This window comes from Dactylosporangium sp. NPDC049742 (assembly GCF_040674675.1).
GTDB classification, from domain to species: Bacteria; Actinomycetota; Actinomycetes; order Mycobacteriales; family Micromonosporaceae; genus Dactylosporangium; species Dactylosporangium maewongense.
In genome coordinates this window covers 32,341-48,485 of the sequence record NZ_JBFANF010000033.1, presented here as the reverse complement: position 1 = coordinate 48,485, position 16,145 = coordinate 32,341, and the positions used below count along the sequence as shown (strand labels likewise).

Genomic DNA, 16,145 nt, shown 5'->3' with positions numbered 1-16,145 from the left:
CGAAGATGCGCGATCCGGTGCGGTGGTCCGCGGTGGTCTCCTCGGCCACCGCGCCGGTCCTGCTCATCGGCGGCTGGACCGTCGCCGCGGCGCTCCAGCCTTCCTTCGACCCGTTCCGCGGCACGATCAGCGCGCTCGCCGGGCTCGGCGCCACGCACCGGTGGGTGATGACGGTGGCCCTGCTCGGCGTCGGGATCTGCCACGTCGTCACCGCCCACGGCCTGCGCTGCGTCGCCACGCAGGCCCGGGTCATGCTCGCCGCGGGCGGGGCCGCCACGGTCCTGGTCGCCGCGTTCCCGCTGCCCAGCACCGGCTCGTCCGGCGCCCACCAGGCGGCGGCGACCATCGCGTTCGCCTGCCTGGCCATCTGGCCGGCCCTGAGCCGCGTCCCGCTCGCGCGGGTGGCCACCGGCGTGCTGGTCCCGCTCGTCGTGCTGTTCTCGATCGCCCTCGCCACGGGTGTACTGGTAGGGCTCGCCGAACGGTTGGCCGCGGGTGCTCAGGCGCTCTGGCCGCTCGCGGCGGTCCTCCTCCTGCGCCGCCGGCGTGTGACGGTCAGCGGGCCTGTGTGATCAGGTCGGCGGCCTTCTCCGCGATCATGTAGACCGGTGCCATGGTGTGGCCGCGGTTGATGACGGGCATCACCGAGGCGTCCACCACCCGCAGGCCGGTCAGCCCGCGCACCCGCAGCGACGGGTCGACGACCGCGTCGTCGCCGGTGCCCATCCGGCAGGTGCCGACCGGGTGGTACAGGGTCTCGGAGTGCCGGCGGATCGAGTCGGCGACGCCGTCGTCGTCCAGGACGCCCGCGTACGGCTCCATCGGCTCGCCGACGTATGGCTTGAGCGCCGCGGACCTCGCGAGGCGTTCGGCGACCCGTACACCCCACACCATCCGCCGCAGGTCGGCCTCCTCGCTGAGGTAGCCGGGCTCGATCACCGGCGGCTCGGCGGCCGTCGGCCCGCTGATCCCGACGGTGCCGCGGCTGCGCGGCTGCAGGAGCACCACCCCGATCGTCAGCCCGTGCGCCGGCGGCGGCACCATCCCGTGCTCGACGAACGGCACCGGCGCGAAGATCAGCTCGATCTCCGGCGGGACGCCGCGGTCGGGCGCGACGAACGCGACCGCCTCCGCGACGTTCGACGACAGCATCCCGGTGCGGCCGAGCAGGTATCTGGCGACGCTGCCGAGCGACTCGGCGGCGAACATCGTGATCGGCTCGGGACAGTGCACGACCACCCCCGCCGACAGGTGGTCCTGCAGGTTGGCGCCGACGCCGGGCAGCTCGTGCACCGGCTCGACCCCGGCCGCCCGCAGCGCACCGGGTTCGCCGATGCCCGACAGCTGCAGGATCTGCGGCGTGTTCACCGCGCCCGCGCAGAGCAGCACCTCCTTCTTGGCCGTCACCTCGCGGACGGCCCCGGCCGCGTCCTTGTACGCGACCCCGACGACCCGGCGCTGCTGCTGCTGCTGCTGTTGCCTGGCCGCCGCCCCGCTCAGTCGCAGCCGGTCGACCGTAGCGCCGGTGCGCACGGTCAGGTTGGGCCGCTTCAGGGCGGGCCGCAGGTACGCGTCGGCGGCGCTGAACCGGGCGCCGCGGTGCTGGGTGACGGGCGTGGGGGAGCACCCGCTGTTGTCGGCCCCGTTGAGGTCGGCCGTCGCGGGGATCCCCTCGGCGACGCACGCCTCCAGGAACGCGGCGGTGATCCGGCTCGGGCTGCGCAGCTCCCGGATCCACAGTGGACCGTCCGTGCCGAGCGAGCCGCGCTCACCGACGCGCCGCTCGACCTTCCGGAAGTACGGCAGCACCTCGGCATAGGACCAGCCGTCGACCCCCCACCCGTCGTAGTCGGCGGCGCAGCCACGGATCCACATCTGCGCGTTGATCGACGTCGACCCACCGAGCGTCCGCCCCCGCGGCCAGAACAGCTCCCGCCCGTCCAGCCCCCGCTGCTGGACGGTCCGGTAGCTCCAGTCGTACGGCGTGCCGAACAGCTTGCTGAACGCCGCCGGAATCCGAATCTCACGCGCCTTGTCCGGCCCACCGGCCTCCAGCAACAGCACGCTCGTGCCAGGGTCCGCGGAGAGCCGGTTGGCCAGCACACACCCGGCCGGCCCCGCACCCACGATCACGAAGTCGAACGCAGTCTCACTCCCAGCAGGCATGGCGGGCCTCCTTGGCCATCGACCATACGCCCCCTCCCCGCCCCAGGGGAGTACCGCCGACGCCTTCAGCGCCTCGCGTCAAGCCGACCCACGAGACGATGTCCTGCTTCCCGCTGAATTCGGCAACGTGGCCGGCTTCAGGGTCGTACGGGTTCGTTTCGGGGAACCTGACATGGGGTGGCAGGAATGGGGGTCAGGATGGGGGCATGACTGGATTTGCCACGCTCATCATGGTGAGCATCGATTGTGCCGAGCCGCCGGTGCTGGCGGAGTTCTACAGCGAGATGCTCGGGTGGGAGGTGACGCACACGCAGGCGGAGTACGCGATGGTCAGCGACGGGAAGACGTCGATCGGGTTCGGGCAGATCGGGAGCTACGAGAAGCCGACCTGGCCCGAGGGGCCGGTGCCGAAGCAGTTCCACCTGGACTTCTACGTCGACGATCTGGCGGATGCCGAGGAGCGGGCGGTGAAGCTCGGGGCCACCAGGGCCGAGTTCCAGCCGGCGCCGGAGCGGTACCTGGTGCTCGTCGACCCGGCGGGGCACCCGTTCTGCGCCTGCCTGCGGTCGTAGCGCGCGACGGTCAGCGGGTCAGGGTCGAGGACGAGACCGACGGGGGGCGGGCGCCGAGGAAGTAGATGCCGGGGAAGCCCTGCGTCTCGAAGCCGGCGCTCGGGTTCTTGCGCAGCGTGGAGCTCTCGATGGACATGGTGCCGGAGCGGTCGTTGCTGACGAAGAAGACGGCGCCGCCGCCCTCGTTGGCCTTGTTCTGCTCGACGAGGGTGCCGGCGAGGCGGACGGTGAACTGGTTGCCGTCGCAGTAGATGGCGCCGCCGCTGCCGCCGCCGGGGGTGCCGGGGCGGGAGGGGTTGGCGCCCTTGCCGACGGCGGAGTTGTAGGACAGGACGCTGTTGAGGACGACCCAGGACACGCCGATGCTGCTCAGGGCGCCGCCGTTCGCGCAGACGCCGCCCTGGCCGGCGGCGCCGCCGAAGGTGCTGCTCACGATGTAGACGGGCTGGTTGTGGTACTGGCTGAGCACCCGGATCGCGGCGCCGCCGAGGTCCGGGCCGGTCTGGTCGCAGCGGTTGCGGACGAAGCGGGCGTTGACGACCTTGAACCGGCCGCCGCGGACGAAGATCGCGCCGCCTCCGCCGCCCTCCGTGGTGTCGCCGGTGGAGTTGCCGTCGGCGAAGGTCAGGTTCTGCACGGTCAGCGACGGGTGGTCCTGGTCCTGGCAGTGCGAGGTGGTCCAGCCCTGGGCCTTGTCGCACGTGTTCATGTAGAGGATGCGCCGCTTGCCCTCGCCGCTGAGGGTGACCTTGCCGCCGCCGTCGAGCACGATCTTCGCGCCCTGCACGTTCTTGATCTTCGCGGTGGCCTTCATCGTGATCGTGACGGGCTGCGGGCCGCAGTTGAACGTGATGACCCCGCCGGCGCCGACCGCCGACACGACCGCCTCGGACGTGCAGCTCGCGGCGGTGCCGTTGCCGATGACGCGGGTGGGTTTCGACGTGTCGGCGGCGCGGGCCTCGGCCGGGACCGTGGCCCGGCCGCTCGGGTTGCCGTTCGCCTGCGGGGGCGGCGGCGCGGCGGAGGTGCTGCTGGGTGCGCTTGACGTCGCCGGTACCGACGACGCCGCCGCGACCGGGGAGGAAGGCGCGGGCGATGCGGGAGCGGCGACCCCGCGGGGCGACCCGCCGCACCCGGCGAGCGCGAGAACGACCGTCGTCAGTGCCGCTGCCAGGGCGCGTCGTCGCATCCGGCGATCCTACTCAGCCGAGCCCCCGCTCCCAGTCCACGGCGGCGGCCTCCAGGGCCTGCGGGTCGAGGTCGAGCGTGATCGGGTAGTCGTACGTGCGCATCCGCTCCTCGCCGAGCCAGGGCGGCGCCGCGGCCAGGGAGAACCCGACCGTGACCCGCGGCTGGAGGTGGTCGTGCTCCTCGAGCGTGAAGGTCAGGCCCGGCGCCGCGAACGCCAGCCGGTCCGGCAGCTCCAGCCGCCCCTTCGCGGCCCGCAGGAGCCACTGCCCGAGCGCCGCCGCCTCCGCCTCGGTCAGGCAGGCGTCGCGGAAGGTCCACGCCCGCCCGTCGCCGGCGTCGACGACCCCCTCGACGATGAGCAGCTCGCCGGTGCGGTCCGTCACGCTGAGCGCGACGGCGACACCGCCGGGTCCTTCCAGCAGCATGCGATCAGCATCGCAAAGCGGGGCGCGCCGGCGCACCGGACGTTCGGGCGGACCGCAGGCCCGCTACGGTGGCGAAATGACGACGCGACCACGACTGGCGGAGCTGCTGGACATGGCGCCGCACCCGGAGGGCGGCTGGTTCCGGGAGACCTGGCGCTCGCCGGTGGCGTTCTCGCCGGAGGGGTACGACGGGCCGCGCAACGCGGCGACCGCGATCTACTTCCTGCTGCACCCGGGCGAGGAGTCGGCGTGGCACGTGGTCCGCTCCGACGAGCTGTGGTTCTGGCACTCGGGCGGCCCCCTCGCGCTGCGCCTCGGCGGCTCCGGCGAAGCGCCCGGCGAGGGCCCGACCACGCTCCTGGGCGGGGACGTCGCGGCGGGGCAGCGCCCGCAGGTGCTGATCCCCGCCGGCGTCTGGCAGGCCGCCGCCCCGACCGGCACCGAGCCGGTCCTGGTCAGCTGCGTCGTCGCCCCGGGCTTCGACTTCGCCGACTTCCGCCTGCACGACAAGGCCTGACGGTCCACATCGGACTGTGATGGTGTCCGATGTGGACCGTCTGGGCGTCAGGCGACCCGGCGGGCGAAGCTGAACGCGTAGATCGGCGAGAGCTTCACGCCGCCGCGTTCGGTGGAGGCGTGCACCATCCGGCCGCCGCCGACGTAGATGCCGACGTGCCCGGAGGCCGGGAACACCAGGTCGCCGGGGCGCAGCTCGCCGCGCCCGACCGGCCGGCCGACCCTGGCCAGCCCCCCGGTCTGGTGCGGCAGCGAGATGCCGATCCGCTGGAACGCGGCGGCGACGAGGCCCGAGCAGTCGAACCGGTCGGGGCCGGCCGACCCGAACCCGTAGCCCTTGCCGACCTGGGCGAGCGCGAACCCGACCACCCCGCCGCCGGCCCCCGGCACCCAGGTGGGGGCCGGGGGCGCCCATGTGGAGGCGGCAGCGGCCCTCGGGGCGCGGGTCACCGGCGGGCGCTGCCGGCCCGGTCCGGTGCGCGGCACGGCCGAAGCCCGGGTCCGCGGCGCCGGCCGGCTCCGGCTGGCCGGCCGCTGCCGGGTGACCGCCCCCGCGACGGTCACCGCCTCGGCCCGCGCCGTCGCCTCGGCCCCCGCGGCGGCGTCAGCGGCGGCCTGCTGGGCGAGCCGCGCCCGCTGGGCGTCCCGGCTCGCGGCGCGCACCTCGCGGAGCTCGGCGCGGGCGTCGGTCGTGCCGCCCTCGTAGTACCAGATGGACCTGACGCCGACCGGTGGCATCGTCGTGCTGATCAGTGTGGCCGGCGACGTGTCGGCTGGGGCGCCGTGGGCCGGCGCGCTCCCGGCCACCCCGCACAGCACCATGCAGAGTGCGGTGCCGAGGTTGATGCGCAACGTGCGTGCCGTCCTGCGGGGACGGCGTAACGGATGTGTGGACAGTGCGACTCCCCGCTCGGCCCGGGGCTCTCCTGCGCTCTCCGGCTGCCCAGCCGTCACGGACTCGTCACGGCCGGGCGGTGCCTCCCCGCGGTCGGAACCACTGGGACGCGTGTGCCGGAAACCCGGGCAATGATGGTTGCCTGTGCCACATTCCCACAGATCACGAAGAAGTCTGGCATTTTGCGCAAATTGCCATTGGCGCGCGCTTTTCCGCTCGTACCGACGGGGAATAGCGCGAATCGATCAGGCTTCCGGCTCGGAGACGTCGGCGACCGCCGCGCCCAACGCCTCGATCGCGGCATCGGCGTCGACGGCGAGCGCGACGCCGTGCCGGCCGGCGCCGAGCGTGATCTCCCGCCCGAGGATCCGCTCGTCGGCGACCACCGGCCAGGCCGTCGACGAGCCGAACGGTGTGATCGTCCCGCGCTCGTAACCGGTCGCGTCGCGGGCGGTCGCGGCGTCCGGCATCGACAGCCGGTTGACGCCGAGGAGGGCGCGCAGCTTCGGCCACGAGATGACCCGGTCGCCGGGCACCAGCACGAACCGGTAGTCCCCGTCGCCGACCCGCACCACGATCGTCTTGACGACGTCCGGCACCTCGACCCCGCGCGCCGCGGCGGCCTCGGCGAGGCTGCGCACCGGACCGTGCTCGACGATCCGGAACGCGATCCCGCTCGCCTCTGCCGCCGCGACGGCTGGACTCTCTGCCATGGTCGCCACGGTACCGCCGGAGCTACGCCACCAGCGGCCGCACCCGCTCCGCCACGAACCGCATGAACCCCTCCGGATCGGGGTCGTCGGGCGTCGGCTGGAGGACCACGGTGTCGGCGCCGGCGTCCGCCCACCGCGCGACGGCGTCGGCGACGGCGTGCGCGTCCCCGGCGACGGTCACGTCCTGCCCGTCGTGGTAGCCCCAGCGCACCCGCTCCGCCGCCATCCGCGCCTCGGCGTCGTCGCCGGTCGCGGCGTGCAGGTAGACGACGACGGGGTGCGGATCCGTGCGGCCCGCCGCCTGCCGCCCCTCGTCGATGCGCTGCCGCGCCGCCCGGACCGCTTCGACGCCGGTGCCGCCGGTGAGGATCGTGCCGTCGGCGACCTCCCCGGCGAGCCGCAGCGTGCGCTGCCCGGTGGCACCCACGAAGACGGGCGCGACGGACGGCGGCCAGTCGAGCGCGACGCCGTCGAGGTGGACGTACCGGCCGTCGACGGTGATCCGCTCACCGGCGAGCAGGGCGCGCAGTGCCGTCACGTACTCGCGCAGCAGCGTGATCGGCGACTCGGCCCGCGCGCCGACCTGCGCCATCCAGTCCTGCACGCCGTGCCCGACGCCGATGATGGCCCGGCCCGGGAACAGCCGGTACAGCGTCGCCAGCTCCATCGCGGTCACCGCCACGTTGCGGAACGGCACGGGCAGCAGCCCCACCGCGACCCGCACCCGCTCCGACCAGGCGAGCGCCGCCGCGGCGGTCGCGACCCCGCTCTCCAGGAAACAGTCCTCCCACAACCACAGCTCTTCCAGGCCGCTCTCGTCGGCGGCACGGACCACGGACCGCAGCCGCTCCGGCGGAAGCTGCGGCACGAACACGGCACCCAGCGTCGTCATGCGGACAATGCTGCCAGGATCGCCCGCACCCTGGCGGCCCGACCGGCGGCGGTGCGCAGCTTCACCAGGTTGAGGATCAGCCCGTACCGCTCGGTCGCCGGCAACGCGTCGAACCGCGCCTTCGCCCGTTCGTCGCCACCCAGCGCCTCGGCGAGGTCGGGCGGCACGGTGGCGTTGCGCTGCGACGGGTACGCCGCGGCCCACCGCCCGTCGGCCCGCGCCCTCTCGACCTCGGCCAGCCCGGCGGGCCGCATCCTGCCGGCCGCCGTCAACGCCTCGACCTTCGCCACGTTGACCTGCGACCAGGTGCTGCGGGGGCGACGCGGCACGTACCGCTGCAGGAAATGCCGATCGTCGAAGCTCTTGCGCTGCCCGTCGATCCACCCGAAGCACAGCGCGACGTCCAGGGCCTCCTGCACGGAGATGCTGGTGACCCCGCTGCCCTTCTTGCCGACGAGGATCCAGATCTCGCCCTCCTGGCCGTGGTGCGACTCGAGCCACCGCTCGAACGCCGCCGTGCCGGCGAACAGGACCGGTTCCATCAGGCCATCTCCAGGTAGTGCCGGTTGTGCATGATCGCGACGATGTTGCCGAACGGGTCGGTGACCGCGGCGGTGACGAAGCCCGGCCCGCGCTCGGTGACCGGCTGCAGCGGCGCCGCCCCCAGCGCGAGCAGCCGTTGCAGGGTTCCGTCGAGGTCGTCGACGTGCCAGTACATGAACGCGCCCGCGGGCGTGCCGGTGTCGTGCGGCGCGTACCGGCTGTCGACGATGCCGAACTCGGCCTGCCGGTCGCCGATGCGGAACTCGGCGTAGCCGGGCCGCTCGAAGTACGGCTCGACGCCGAACAGCTCCGCGTACCAGCGCTTGGCGGCGTCATGGTCCTCGGCGAACACGTTCAGCGTCGCGAAACCCCGGAATGTCGTCATGCGGACCACGCTATCGGGCATTGCGGAAAGGTACGTTCCGCAATGTCTGACAGACTTGGCCGATGCTGGAGACCTCGGCGCGGCTGCTGCGGCTGCTGTCGCTGCTGCAGAGCCGGCGGGACTGGTCGGGCGCGGCCCTCGCCGAGCGGCTCGCCGTCACCACCCGCACCGTGCGCAACGACATCGAGCGGCTGCGCAGCCTCGGGTACCACATCGACTCCAGCACCGGGATCACCGGCGGCTACCGGCTCGGGGCCGGCGCCGCGACGCCGCCGCTGCTGCTCGACGACGAGGAGGCCGTCGCGGTCGCCGTGGGGCTGCGCGCGGCGGCCGCCGGGTCCGTCACCGGGCTGGAGGACCCGGCGCTGCGGGCGCTGATCAAGCTCGAGCAGACGCTGCCGCCGCGGCTGCGCCGCCGGGTCGACGCGCTGCGGTCCGCGACGGTCTCCGCGGCCGGCGGCGGGCCGACGGTCGACGCGTCGCTGCTCACCGCGCTCGCCGCGGCGACCCGGGACCACGAGCGGATCAGCTTCGACTACAAGGACCGGCGCCGCCGCGCGGAGCCGCACCGGCTCGTCTACACCGGCCGGCGCTGGTACCTGCTCGCGTGGGACCTCGACCGGGCGGACTGGCGCACGTTCCGGACCGACCTCGTGGTGCTGCACCCGCCGACGGGCGTCCGGTTCGAGCCCCGCGACCCGCCCGGCGGCGACGCCGTCGCCCACGTGATGCGAGGGGTGTCGTCGGCGGCGTGGCGGGTGCCGGCCCGGGTGCGGGTGCACGCGCCGATCGCGGCGGTGACGGCGCGCCTGGCGTCGCCGGCCGGGGTGCTGACCCCGACCGGCGACGCCACGTGTGAGCTGGAGACGGGCGCCGACAAGCTCATGGACCTGGCGGGGTTCCTGGGCACGATCGGCTTCCCTTTCACCGTGCTGGACCCGCCGGAGCTGCGCGACCTGCTGCGCGACCTCGCCGCCCGCTATCAGGCGGCTTTGTAGCCACCGTTCAGCTTCTCAGCTTCATAGCCGCCGCTCAGTGGACGGCCGTCGTGGACCGTTCGATCAGGCGGGTCGGGAGGATCACGCGCCGGGCGGGGCCGTCGTCGCCCTCCAGGCGGGCGAGCAGCAGGCGCGCCGCGTGCCGGCCCATCTCCTCCGGGTCGTGCGCGACCACCGTCACCCCGAGCACGTCACCGAGGTCCAGCTCGTCGAACCCGATCAGCGCCTTGTCCCGGTTGCCGCTCGCCCGCAACGCCCGCAGCGCACCCGTCGTGATCCGGTTGTTGGTGGTGAACACGGCCGTCGGCGCCGGGTCGCGGGCGAGCAGCGCGTGCACGGCGCGCTCGGCCTTGTCGACGTCGTGCGCGTCCTCCAAGAGGTAGTCGCGCCAGCCGGTGATCCCGGCGGCCTCCATCGCCTCCGCGAACCCCTCGACCCGGTCCTGGTGCGTGGTGAGCCGCGACAGGTCCCCGACGATGCCGATCCGCCGGTGCCCGCGCTCCAGGAGGTGCTCGGCGGCGCTCTTCGCCCCGCCCCGGTTGTCGAGCAGCACCGCGTCCGCGGTCAGGTCCACCGGCGGCCGGTCCACGAACACGAACGGGCTCCCGTGCCGCCGCTCAGCCGCCAGATGCCCGTGCTCCGCCATCGTCGAGACGACGACGAGCCCCCTGACCCTGCGCTCCAGCAGCGAGTCCGTCAGCCGCCGCTCCCACTCCGGGTTCTCGTCGGTGCTGGCGGTGATCAGCTGCAGCCCGTGCATGCGCAGCTCCCGCTCCAGCCCGCTGGCGAGCCGCGAGTAGAACGGGTTCGCCAGGTCCCCGCTCAGCAGCCCCACCAGCGTCGAGGTGTTCCCGCCGCGCCGCAGCTCCCGGGCCGTGCGATTCAGCCGGTACCCCAGCTCGTCCGCCGCGTTCTGCACCCGCGCCTTGGTCTCGACCGCGACATACCCCTCGCCGCTCAACGCCCGCGACGCCGTCTTGACCGATACACCCGACAACGCCGCCACCTGTGCGAGGCTCGGCCGGCTACTCATCGCTGGATTATGGCAGCCTTCCGCCGCCGACTCGCACACTGTTGCCGCCGCCGCCTACCGTGACGCTCATGGCGCACGAACTGTGGGCGAAGGGCGACGCCTACGAGGCGTACGTGGGCCGCTGGAGCCGCCCCGTCGCCGCTCACTTCCTGACCTGGCTGGCCGTCCCACCCGGCCGCCGCTGGCTCGACGCCGGCTGCGGCACCGGCGCCCTCACCGGCACCATCCTCACCACCGCCACCCCCGCCCAGCTCACCGGCCTCGACCCGTCGACCGCCTTCCTCACAACAGCCTCGTCCCGCCTCACACCCCCTCCCGTCACCTCGCCGACAAGCGCGCCCCTGGACCGTGGCAGCTCGGAGGCGGTTCCGGGCGCGGGTTCGAACGCCGCCTCGGGGGCGGGTCCGGGCGCCGGTTTGGGCGCGGATGCAGTTTCGGGCGCTGCCCTGGGCCGTGGCGGCCCGGCGGCAGTTTCGGGTGCGGGTTCGAGCGCCGCCTCGGGGGCGAGTCCGGGCGTCGGTTTGGACACGGGCACGGTTCCGGGCGCTGCCTTGGGCCGTGCCGGTTCGGGCGCTGCCTTGAACTCCGCCGGCTCAGAGGCAGGTTCGGGTGCCGGCGCAGGTTCGGACGCTGCCCGGGGCCCTGCCGGCGCGGGGGCTGCCTGGGTCGCCGGCGCGGGGGTCGCCTCAGGTGCGCGGTTCGTCGCGGGGGACGCTCAGGCGCTGCCGCTGGCGGACGCGGCCGTCGACGTCGTCGTCAGCGGCCTCGCCCTCAACTTCGTGCCGTCACCCGCGGCGGCCGTCGCCGAGTTCGCCAGGGTAACGGCGCCTGGCGGGACCGTCGCGGCGTACGTCTGGGACTACGCCGACGGCATGGCCATGATGCGCTACTTCTGGGAAGCCGCCGCGACCCTCGACCCGGCCGCCGCCGAGCTCGACGAGGGCCGCCGCATGTCCATCTGCTCCCCAGCCGCCCTCAGCGCCCTGTGGTCCGCCGCCGGTCTGACCGCCGTCACGACCCGCCCGATCGACACCACCGCGGTCTTCGCCGACTTCGACGACTACTGGACCCCGTTCCTCGGCGGCACCGGCCCAGCACCCAGCTACGTCGCCTCCCTCCCCACCGACCACCGCGACGCCCTGCGCGACCTGCTCCGCACCCGCCTCCCACACACCGCCGACGGTTCGATCCCCCTCCTGGCCCGCGCCCTGGCCATCCGCGGCACCACCCGCTGACGCTCCTGGCCCGGCAGCCTCACCAGCACTGGCGTAGGCACCCGCCACCCCTGGCCCGGCAGCCTCATCAGCACCGGCGCAGGCGCCCGCCACCCTCGGCCCGGCAGCCTCATCAGCACCGGCGCAGGCGCCCGCCACCCTCGCCCCGCACCCTCGCCCCGCACCCTCGCCCCGCCACCCTCGCCCCGTCAGCCTCACCAGCACGGGCGCAGACAGCCACCGCCGCACCCGACGCGTGCGCCGCCCACGCTGCCACCGTCTGACAGGCGCCTCCACCGACACGGCGAACGCCGCTCACGCCCGCGGCAGCTCGTACCGCCGCCGCCAACGCCAGACCGAGGGCCGGTCAGGACGTGTGTAAGCGCCATTCGGTCAGGAGCGTGGTCTCCTGGTCGGCGGTGAGGCGCTCGGACGGGGGTGGGAGCGGGTCGAGCAGGGCCGACTCGTAGGTCTCGCGGATCGTCTGGCGCAGCGGGCGGGGGGACAGGCCCGCCGCGAACGCCGCCGACGGGTCCGCGGCGTCCAGGGCCGCCTCGGCGTCGAACGGGTGCCACAGCGGCAGTCGCTCCTCGTCGATGCCGCGCGTACGGAGGAAGTCGGCGTCGACCCAGGTCAGCGTCGTCCCGGGCGGCCCGACCTCGGCGAGCATCGCCTCCAGCAGCTGCTCGAACGAGAACGGCGGGGCGGGGCTCACCGCGTGGAACACGCCGCCGCCGGGGCGGTCCAGCAGGCGGATCGTCCAGTCGGCCATGTCGCGGGCGTCGATGACCTGGATCGCCGCGTCCCGCGGGCCGGGCGCGAGGACCTCGCCGCCGCGGGCGACCCGCTCGACCCACCACGTGAACCGCGACAGGTGGTCGTGCGGGCCCACCACGTACGTCGGCCGGATGATCACCGTCGAGGTGCCGAACCGCTCCTCGGCGACGCGCTCGCACGCGGCCTTCAGCGGCCCGTAGGTCTCGTTGGTGATCTCCTCGACGGTCGGGTCGTCGAGCTTGAGCAGCGGCGAGTCCTCGGCGAACCCGGGCCCCGCGGGCACGTCGTAGACCGACACGCTGGAGATGTACACGTAGCGCCCGCCGCGCTCCCCGATCGCGTCGGCGAGCCCGTGCACCTGCCGCGGCAGGTACGCACTGACGTCGATCGTCGCGTCCCAGTCCTCGTGCCCCGCGAAGAGCCCGTCGGGCAGCGCGTTGCGGTCGGCGTGCAGATGGGTGGCCGCCGGGAACAGGTCGGCGCCGGTCTGCCCCCGGTGCAGGAGCGTGACGTCATGACCCGCCGCGAGCGCGGCCTCGGTGATGTGCCGCCCCACGAACCTGGTGCCCCCGACGATCAGGATCCGCATGCCCACCAGCTTAGTGGCGCATCCCGACCCCGTCCGCCACCATCACCGTGAGGTCGCACTCCTGTACATTCCGTCAAACGCCGACGGCGGGCGACAACGAATCCATCAACTTTGGCTGCGAGCCGCCGCCGGCAGGGAGGTGCCGGCGCCACTATGACGAACTCAGCCGGCGAACTCGTCGCCCAGCTCGTGGATCTTTTCGGCACCGACGGCGCGCCGGAGCCATGTGTCCAGTTGCGCGTCCTCAGTACAGCCGGCGATGAGCGCACGGTGCTCGTCACTGACCACCAGGCCTCGGGTGTACAGCACCGTCAGCAGAGCCTCGGCCTTTCCTGCAGCCTTTCCTGCGGCCACTCCTTCCACTCTGCCCGAGTTGTAGAAACCTTTGGCAAAGTCACTTCTGTACTGATGGCCCGTGGTGGTCATGAAATCCTCCAAGAGGCGCCGGGCCGCCGCCGGCAGCCCTGAAAGTACGAGTTCATAGTACAGCCTGGCGTGGTCAAGATCGATTGTGTCGAAGGCGTGCAGCATGGCGCCGAAGATGGGTTGCGGGTCTGGCCGGGTGCCGTGCGCGAGAGCCGACAGGATCGTCAGCTCGGGGTGGCGCCGGGCGGAATCGGCGTCGGTGACGACGGGCACCTGGGCGGGGCCGAGTGAAACCGGTGTCACCACGGAGCCCGGTGGTCCCATCGCGATCGGCGCCGCGGACCAATCGGCGACAGATTGAACGGGACACAGCACCAGCAATGCGACCGGACAATGCAGCCGCGCATACAGCGTCGCGACATACGCCGGCCAACTGTGCAGTTTTCGGTCGTCCTTACGGAGCTGGACCTCGATCACGACGGCGAGAACCGTCTTGCGCTCGTTGTTGAGGGTCACCACCGCGTCCGGCCGGTATTCGGTCGGGATCACGTCGGTGAGATCACTCGGGGACAGTCGTGCCTCGGTGAATTCGGGCACCGGGACGTGCAGCTGGCCGTCGAGAATTTCGGCGGCCAGCACGGGTCTGACCCGGAACATCTCGATGAGGGTCTCGTGAAGATGTGTCGGCATGACGCGGGACTCTATCGAAGAATCTTACGTTCCGCTAATCTCCTGATCACGCTGCGTATGGACCTGAGGACCTAGGTCATGAAGGGCGGGGCATTGACGGGGACCAGCGGATGGGTTGGGTGCCGGTTGCGGTGAGGGCGGCGTTGATCCGGCTGAACGGGCGGCTGCCCAGGAAGCCGGTCGGGTTCATCGGGCTGGGGTGGCCTGCCCGGAGGACGACGTGGCGGTCGTTCGTCACCAGGTGGGCCTTGGCCTTGGCCGCCGCGCCCCAGAGGACGAAGACGACGCGGTCGGTCTTGGCGTTCAGGGCCTGGATCGTGGCGTCGGTGACGTTCTCCCAGCCGCGGCCCTTGTGGGAGTTGGAGGTGCCGGCGCGGACGGTCAGGACGGCGTTGAGGAGCATGACGCCCTGGCGGCACCAGGGGGTGAGGTCGCCGGAAGGGGGTGGGGTGACGCCCAGGTCGTCGCGCATCTCGCGGTACACGTTCTCCAGCGACGGCGGGACCCGGACGCCCTGCGGCACGCTGAAGCTCAGGCCGTGCGCCTGGCCCGGCTTGATGTACGGGTCCTGGCCGAGGATGAGCACCCGGGTCGACGCGAGCGGGCTCAGCCGGTACGCGGCGTAGATGTCCTGCTTGCGGGGGTACACCGGGCCTGCCTTGTACTCCTCGACGACGAACGACGACAGCGCCGCGACGGTGGTGGGGTCGACGTACGGCGTGACCGCCTCGCGCCAGTCGTCGGGCATGAAGTCCAGCATGTACACAGGCTTCGCCGATGCGTTCATGGCCGGCAATCTAATCGCCAGGCCGCGTCAGGAGGCGGTCGGGGCGGACCAGTTGCGGCGGAGGGCGACCATGCGCAGGACGAAGACGAGGACCGCGGCGAGGGCGATGCTCGCCGGGCGCTGCGCGTGCAGGGCGTCCAGGGCGGCGACCGAGACGCAGCCGAGCAGGCCGGCGACGGCGTAGATCTCGCGGCGCAGGACGGTGGGGATCTCGCCGGTGAGCAGGTCGCGGATGAGGCCGCCGCCGATGCCGGTGATCATGCCGATGATGCAGGCGCCGAGGGGTGGGATGCCGGCGTCGAGGGCCTTGAGGGTGCCGGTGACGGTGAAGAGGCCCAGGCCGGCGGCGTCGAGGACGAGGACGGTCCAGTGCAGGCGGCTGACGGCCGGGTGCAGCCAGAACGTGGCCGCGGAGGTGACGGCGGCGACGGCCGCGTAGCGCCAGTCGACGAAGGCGAACGGCTGCACGTTGACGAAGACGTCGCGCATGATGCCACCGCCGAGGGCCGCCACGAAGCCGACGAACACGACGCCGAACAGGTCCAGCCGTTTCGCGACGCCGGCGGTCGCGCCCGAGGCGGCGAACACGGCGATGCCGGCGAGGTCGACGACGAGCAGCGGACTGAGCTCCGACACGGTTGTGCTCCAGCGGTACAGGCAAACAAGAACGGGCGCGGATGCCGGTCGGCACCGCGCCCGTCCTGTATACGGCACAGCGGGTTCAGATGTTGTTGATGATCGCCATGCTGGTCTCGTGCTGCATGGCCATCATGTCGGAGACGGCCGCGGCGTCGTAGTAGCCGCCGGTGCTCGAACCGGTGTCGGCGGCGGTGTCGTCGGTGTCGTCCGCGCTGCCGGAGACGGTGCCCTCGGCGGTGGTCATGCCGCCGCTGACGTCGCCGTCGAGGTTGCCGCCCGAGCCGTCGTAGTCGGCGTTGTCGTACTGGGCGATGTCGCCGTCCAGGTTGCCGCCCGAGCCGTCGTAGTCGGCGGTGTCGGCCGCGTCGCCGGCGGTCAGGTCGGTGTACTCGTCGGTCAGGGCGTTGTAGGACTTCTCGTAGACGCCGTTGCCGTCCTCGTCGAGGGCGGCGAAGTCGGCCTGCCCGTCGCCGTCGATGTCGCCGACGATGACGTTGGCGCCGTCCTCGGTCGTGTAGATGACCGCCTGGTCCTCGACGCCGTCGCCGTCGAGGTCGGCGCTGAACGGGGTGTAGTCGTCGCTCATATCTGGTGGCTCCTTCAATTGCTGTTCAAACGATCAGTGCAACGAGAGGAACCGTACGAGCAGGCCGGGGACCTTGACTCCCCTATTGCTGCCAACCGGACAGCAGTGAAGATCACCTGAGACGGGTTTGCGTCACAGGGGGCACGGGGTATCCAACCGTCGATTCGA

At 72.8% G+C, this 16,145-nt stretch carries 19 protein-coding genes; 5 read left to right on the top strand and 14 right to left on the bottom strand.

All coding sequences use genetic code 11. The features are described 5' to 3' along the window. Positions 1 to 5 precede the first annotated feature (5 nt). Complete coding sequence (locus AB0J72_RS33480; RefSeq protein WP_363405582.1) at positions 6 to 572, top strand: DUF998 domain-containing protein; 567 nt, start codon at positions 6 to 8, stop codon at positions 570 to 572. Here the strand turns inward: AB0J72_RS33480 and AB0J72_RS33475 are convergent. Continuing rightward, positions 556 to 2,166 carry a GMC family oxidoreductase N-terminal domain-containing protein gene (locus AB0J72_RS33475; protein ID WP_363405580.1) on the bottom strand — a complete coding sequence of 537 codons (1,611 nt, stop codon included), beginning with the start codon at positions 2,164 to 2,166 and terminating at the stop codon, positions 556 to 558. The two genes, AB0J72_RS33480 and AB0J72_RS33475, sit on opposite strands and share 17 nt — an antisense overlap. A 206-nt stretch (positions 2,167 to 2,372) precedes the next feature. On the opposite strand from AB0J72_RS33475, the gene AB0J72_RS33470 reads away from it, so the two are divergent. Then, positions 2,373 to 2,738: a VOC family protein gene (locus AB0J72_RS33470; protein ID WP_363405578.1), complete on the top strand. Its 366-nt coding sequence runs from the start codon at positions 2,373 to 2,375 to the stop codon at positions 2,736 to 2,738. A 10-nt stretch (positions 2,739 to 2,748) separates the two neighbouring features. Here the strand turns inward: AB0J72_RS33470 and AB0J72_RS33465 are convergent, their stop codons facing one another. Together AB0J72_RS33465 and AB0J72_RS33460 are read right to left on the bottom strand one after the other, a co-directional pair. Then, positions 2,749 to 3,927 carry a hypothetical protein gene (locus AB0J72_RS33465; RefSeq protein WP_363405576.1) on the bottom strand — a complete coding sequence of 393 codons (1,179 nt, stop codon included), beginning with the start codon at positions 3,925 to 3,927 and terminating at the stop codon, positions 2,749 to 2,751. Positions 3,928 to 3,940: 13 nt separating this feature from the next. Then, positions 3,941 to 4,354 carry a hypothetical protein gene (locus AB0J72_RS33460; RefSeq protein WP_363405574.1) on the bottom strand — a complete coding sequence of 138 codons (414 nt, stop codon included), beginning with the start codon at positions 4,352 to 4,354 and terminating at the stop codon, positions 3,941 to 3,943. Between the two features lie 76 nt (positions 4,355 to 4,430). On the opposite strand from AB0J72_RS33460, the gene AB0J72_RS33455 reads away from it, so the two are divergent. After that, positions 4,431 to 4,871 carry a cupin domain-containing protein gene (locus AB0J72_RS33455; RefSeq protein ID WP_344503046.1) on the top strand — a complete coding sequence of 147 codons (441 nt, stop codon included), beginning with the start codon at positions 4,431 to 4,433 and terminating at the stop codon, positions 4,869 to 4,871. Between the two features lie 47 nt (positions 4,872 to 4,918). Here AB0J72_RS33455 and AB0J72_RS33450 read toward each other — a convergent pair whose 3' ends face one another. From AB0J72_RS33450 to AB0J72_RS33430, 5 genes are all read right to left on the bottom strand, one after another. After that, positions 4,919 to 5,722 carry a C40 family peptidase gene (locus AB0J72_RS33450; protein ID WP_363405572.1) on the bottom strand — a complete coding sequence of 268 codons (804 nt, stop codon included), beginning with the start codon at positions 5,720 to 5,722 and terminating at the stop codon, positions 4,919 to 4,921. A 288-nt stretch (positions 5,723 to 6,010) separates the two neighbouring features. Beyond that, positions 6,011 to 6,478 (bottom strand): YbaK/EbsC family protein, encoded by a 468-nt coding sequence (locus AB0J72_RS33445; protein WP_363405570.1) that lies wholly within the window; start codon positions 6,476 to 6,478, stop codon positions 6,011 to 6,013. 22 nt (positions 6,479 to 6,500) lie between these two features. Beyond that, positions 6,501 to 7,370 (bottom strand): LLM class flavin-dependent oxidoreductase, encoded by an 870-nt coding sequence (locus AB0J72_RS33440; protein WP_363405568.1) that lies wholly within the window; start codon positions 7,368 to 7,370, stop codon positions 6,501 to 6,503. Beyond that, positions 7,367 to 7,912, bottom strand: coding sequence for a YdeI/OmpD-associated family protein (locus AB0J72_RS33435; protein ID WP_363405566.1), 546 nt, complete (start codon positions 7,910 to 7,912; stop codon positions 7,367 to 7,369). Before AB0J72_RS33435 ends, AB0J72_RS33440 begins: the two co-directional genes overlap by 4 nt. Continuing rightward, complete coding sequence (locus AB0J72_RS33430; RefSeq protein WP_363405564.1) at positions 7,912 to 8,298, bottom strand: VOC family protein; 387 nt, start codon at positions 8,296 to 8,298, stop codon at positions 7,912 to 7,914. The genes AB0J72_RS33435 and AB0J72_RS33430 overlap by 1 nt, the downstream gene beginning before the upstream one ends. Before the next feature lie 62 nt (positions 8,299 to 8,360). On the opposite strand from AB0J72_RS33430, the gene AB0J72_RS33425 reads away from it, so the two are divergent. Further along, positions 8,361 to 9,296, top strand: coding sequence for a WYL domain-containing protein (locus AB0J72_RS33425; RefSeq protein WP_363405562.1), 936 nt, complete (start codon positions 8,361 to 8,363; stop codon positions 9,294 to 9,296). Between the two features lie 34 nt (positions 9,297 to 9,330). On the opposite strand, the gene AB0J72_RS33420 is transcribed toward AB0J72_RS33425, so the two are convergent. Then, positions 9,331 to 10,329 carry a LacI family DNA-binding transcriptional regulator gene (locus AB0J72_RS33420; RefSeq protein WP_363405560.1) on the bottom strand — a complete coding sequence of 333 codons (999 nt, stop codon included), beginning with the start codon at positions 10,327 to 10,329 and terminating at the stop codon, positions 9,331 to 9,333. 68 nt (positions 10,330 to 10,397) lie between these two features. Between AB0J72_RS33420 and AB0J72_RS33415 the strand changes: the two genes are divergently transcribed. Continuing rightward, complete coding sequence (locus AB0J72_RS33415) at positions 10,398 to 11,564, top strand: methyltransferase domain-containing protein (RefSeq protein ID WP_363405558.1); 1,167 nt, start codon at positions 10,398 to 10,400, stop codon at positions 11,562 to 11,564. Positions 11,565 to 11,910: 346 nt separating this feature from the next. Here the strand turns inward: AB0J72_RS33415 and AB0J72_RS33410 are convergent, their stop codons facing one another. The 5 genes from AB0J72_RS33410 to AB0J72_RS33390 form a co-directional block, all read right to left on the bottom strand. Next, positions 11,911 to 12,909: an NAD-dependent epimerase/dehydratase family protein gene (locus AB0J72_RS33410; RefSeq protein WP_363405556.1), complete on the bottom strand. Its 999-nt coding sequence runs from the start codon at positions 12,907 to 12,909 to the stop codon at positions 11,911 to 11,913. A gap of 162 nt (positions 12,910 to 13,071) precedes the next feature. Then, a complete protein-coding gene (locus AB0J72_RS33405) occupies positions 13,072 to 13,965 on the bottom strand; it encodes a hypothetical protein (protein ID WP_363405554.1) in 894 nt (297 codons plus the stop codon). A gap of 76 nt (positions 13,966 to 14,041) precedes the next feature. Then, complete coding sequence (locus tag AB0J72_RS33400) at positions 14,042 to 14,752, bottom strand: uracil-DNA glycosylase (RefSeq protein WP_363405552.1); 711 nt, start codon at positions 14,750 to 14,752, stop codon at positions 14,042 to 14,044. Positions 14,753 to 14,779: 27 nt separating this feature from the next. Continuing rightward, entirely contained in the window at positions 14,780 to 15,388 is a 609-nt protein-coding gene (locus AB0J72_RS33395; RefSeq protein ID WP_363405550.1) for a trimeric intracellular cation channel family protein, read from the bottom strand. 85 nt (positions 15,389 to 15,473) lie between these two features. Further along, positions 15,474 to 15,977 carry a hypothetical protein gene (locus AB0J72_RS33390; protein WP_363405548.1) on the bottom strand — a complete coding sequence of 168 codons (504 nt, stop codon included), beginning with the start codon at positions 15,975 to 15,977 and terminating at the stop codon, positions 15,474 to 15,476. Positions 15,978 to 16,145 lie beyond the last annotated feature (168 nt).

Bases quoted from the DNA above. Each gene is read 5' to 3' on its own strand.
- AB0J72_RS33470 (WP_363405578.1), top strand. From the start codon at position 2,373: ATGACTGGATTTGCCACGCTCATCATGGTGAGCATCGATTGTGCCGAG.
- AB0J72_RS33460 (WP_363405574.1), bottom strand. From the start codon at position 4,354: ATGCTGCTGGAAGGACCCGGCGGTGTCGCCGTCGCGCTCAGCGTGACG.
- AB0J72_RS33440 (WP_363405568.1), bottom strand. From the start codon at position 7,370: ATGACGACGCTGGGTGCCGTGTTCGTGCCGCAGCTTCCGCCGGAGCGG.
- AB0J72_RS33425 (WP_363405562.1), top strand. From the start codon at position 8,361: ATGCTGGAGACCTCGGCGCGGCTGCTGCGGCTGCTGTCGCTGCTGCAG.
- AB0J72_RS33410 (WP_363405556.1), bottom strand. From the start codon at position 12,909: ATGCGGATCCTGATCGTCGGGGGCACCAGGTTCGTGGGGCGGCACATC.
- AB0J72_RS33480 (WP_363405582.1), top strand. From the start codon at position 6: ATGCGCGATCCGGTGCGGTGGTCCGCGGTGGTCTCCTCGGCCACCGCG.
- AB0J72_RS33415 (WP_363405558.1), top strand. From the start codon at position 10,398: ATGGCGCACGAACTGTGGGCGAAGGGCGACGCCTACGAGGCGTACGTG.
- AB0J72_RS33465 (WP_363405576.1), bottom strand. From the start codon at position 3,927: ATGCGACGACGCGCCCTGGCAGCGGCACTGACGACGGTCGTTCTCGCG.
- AB0J72_RS33455 (WP_344503046.1), top strand. From the start codon at position 4,431: ATGACGACGCGACCACGACTGGCGGAGCTGCTGGACATGGCGCCGCAC.
- AB0J72_RS33435 (WP_363405566.1), bottom strand. From the start codon at position 7,912: ATGGAACCGGTCCTGTTCGCCGGCACGGCGGCGTTCGAGCGGTGGCTC.
- AB0J72_RS33400 (WP_363405552.1), bottom strand. From the start codon at position 14,752: ATGAACGCATCGGCGAAGCCTGTGTACATGCTGGACTTCATGCCCGAC.
- AB0J72_RS33445 (WP_363405570.1), bottom strand. From the start codon at position 6,478: ATGGCAGAGAGTCCAGCCGTCGCGGCGGCAGAGGCGAGCGGGATCGCG.
- AB0J72_RS33405 (WP_363405554.1), bottom strand. From the start codon at position 13,965: ATGCCGACACATCTTCACGAGACCCTCATCGAGATGTTCCGGGTCAGA.
- AB0J72_RS33390 (WP_363405548.1), bottom strand. From the start codon at position 15,977: ATGAGCGACGACTACACCCCGTTCAGCGCCGACCTCGACGGCGACGGC.
- AB0J72_RS33475 (WP_363405580.1), bottom strand. From the start codon at position 2,166: ATGCCTGCTGGGAGTGAGACTGCGTTCGACTTCGTGATCGTGGGTGCG.
- AB0J72_RS33430 (WP_363405564.1), bottom strand. From the start codon at position 8,298: ATGACGACATTCCGGGGTTTCGCGACGCTGAACGTGTTCGCCGAGGAC.
- AB0J72_RS33420 (WP_363405560.1), bottom strand. From the start codon at position 10,329: ATGAGTAGCCGGCCGAGCCTCGCACAGGTGGCGGCGTTGTCGGGTGTA.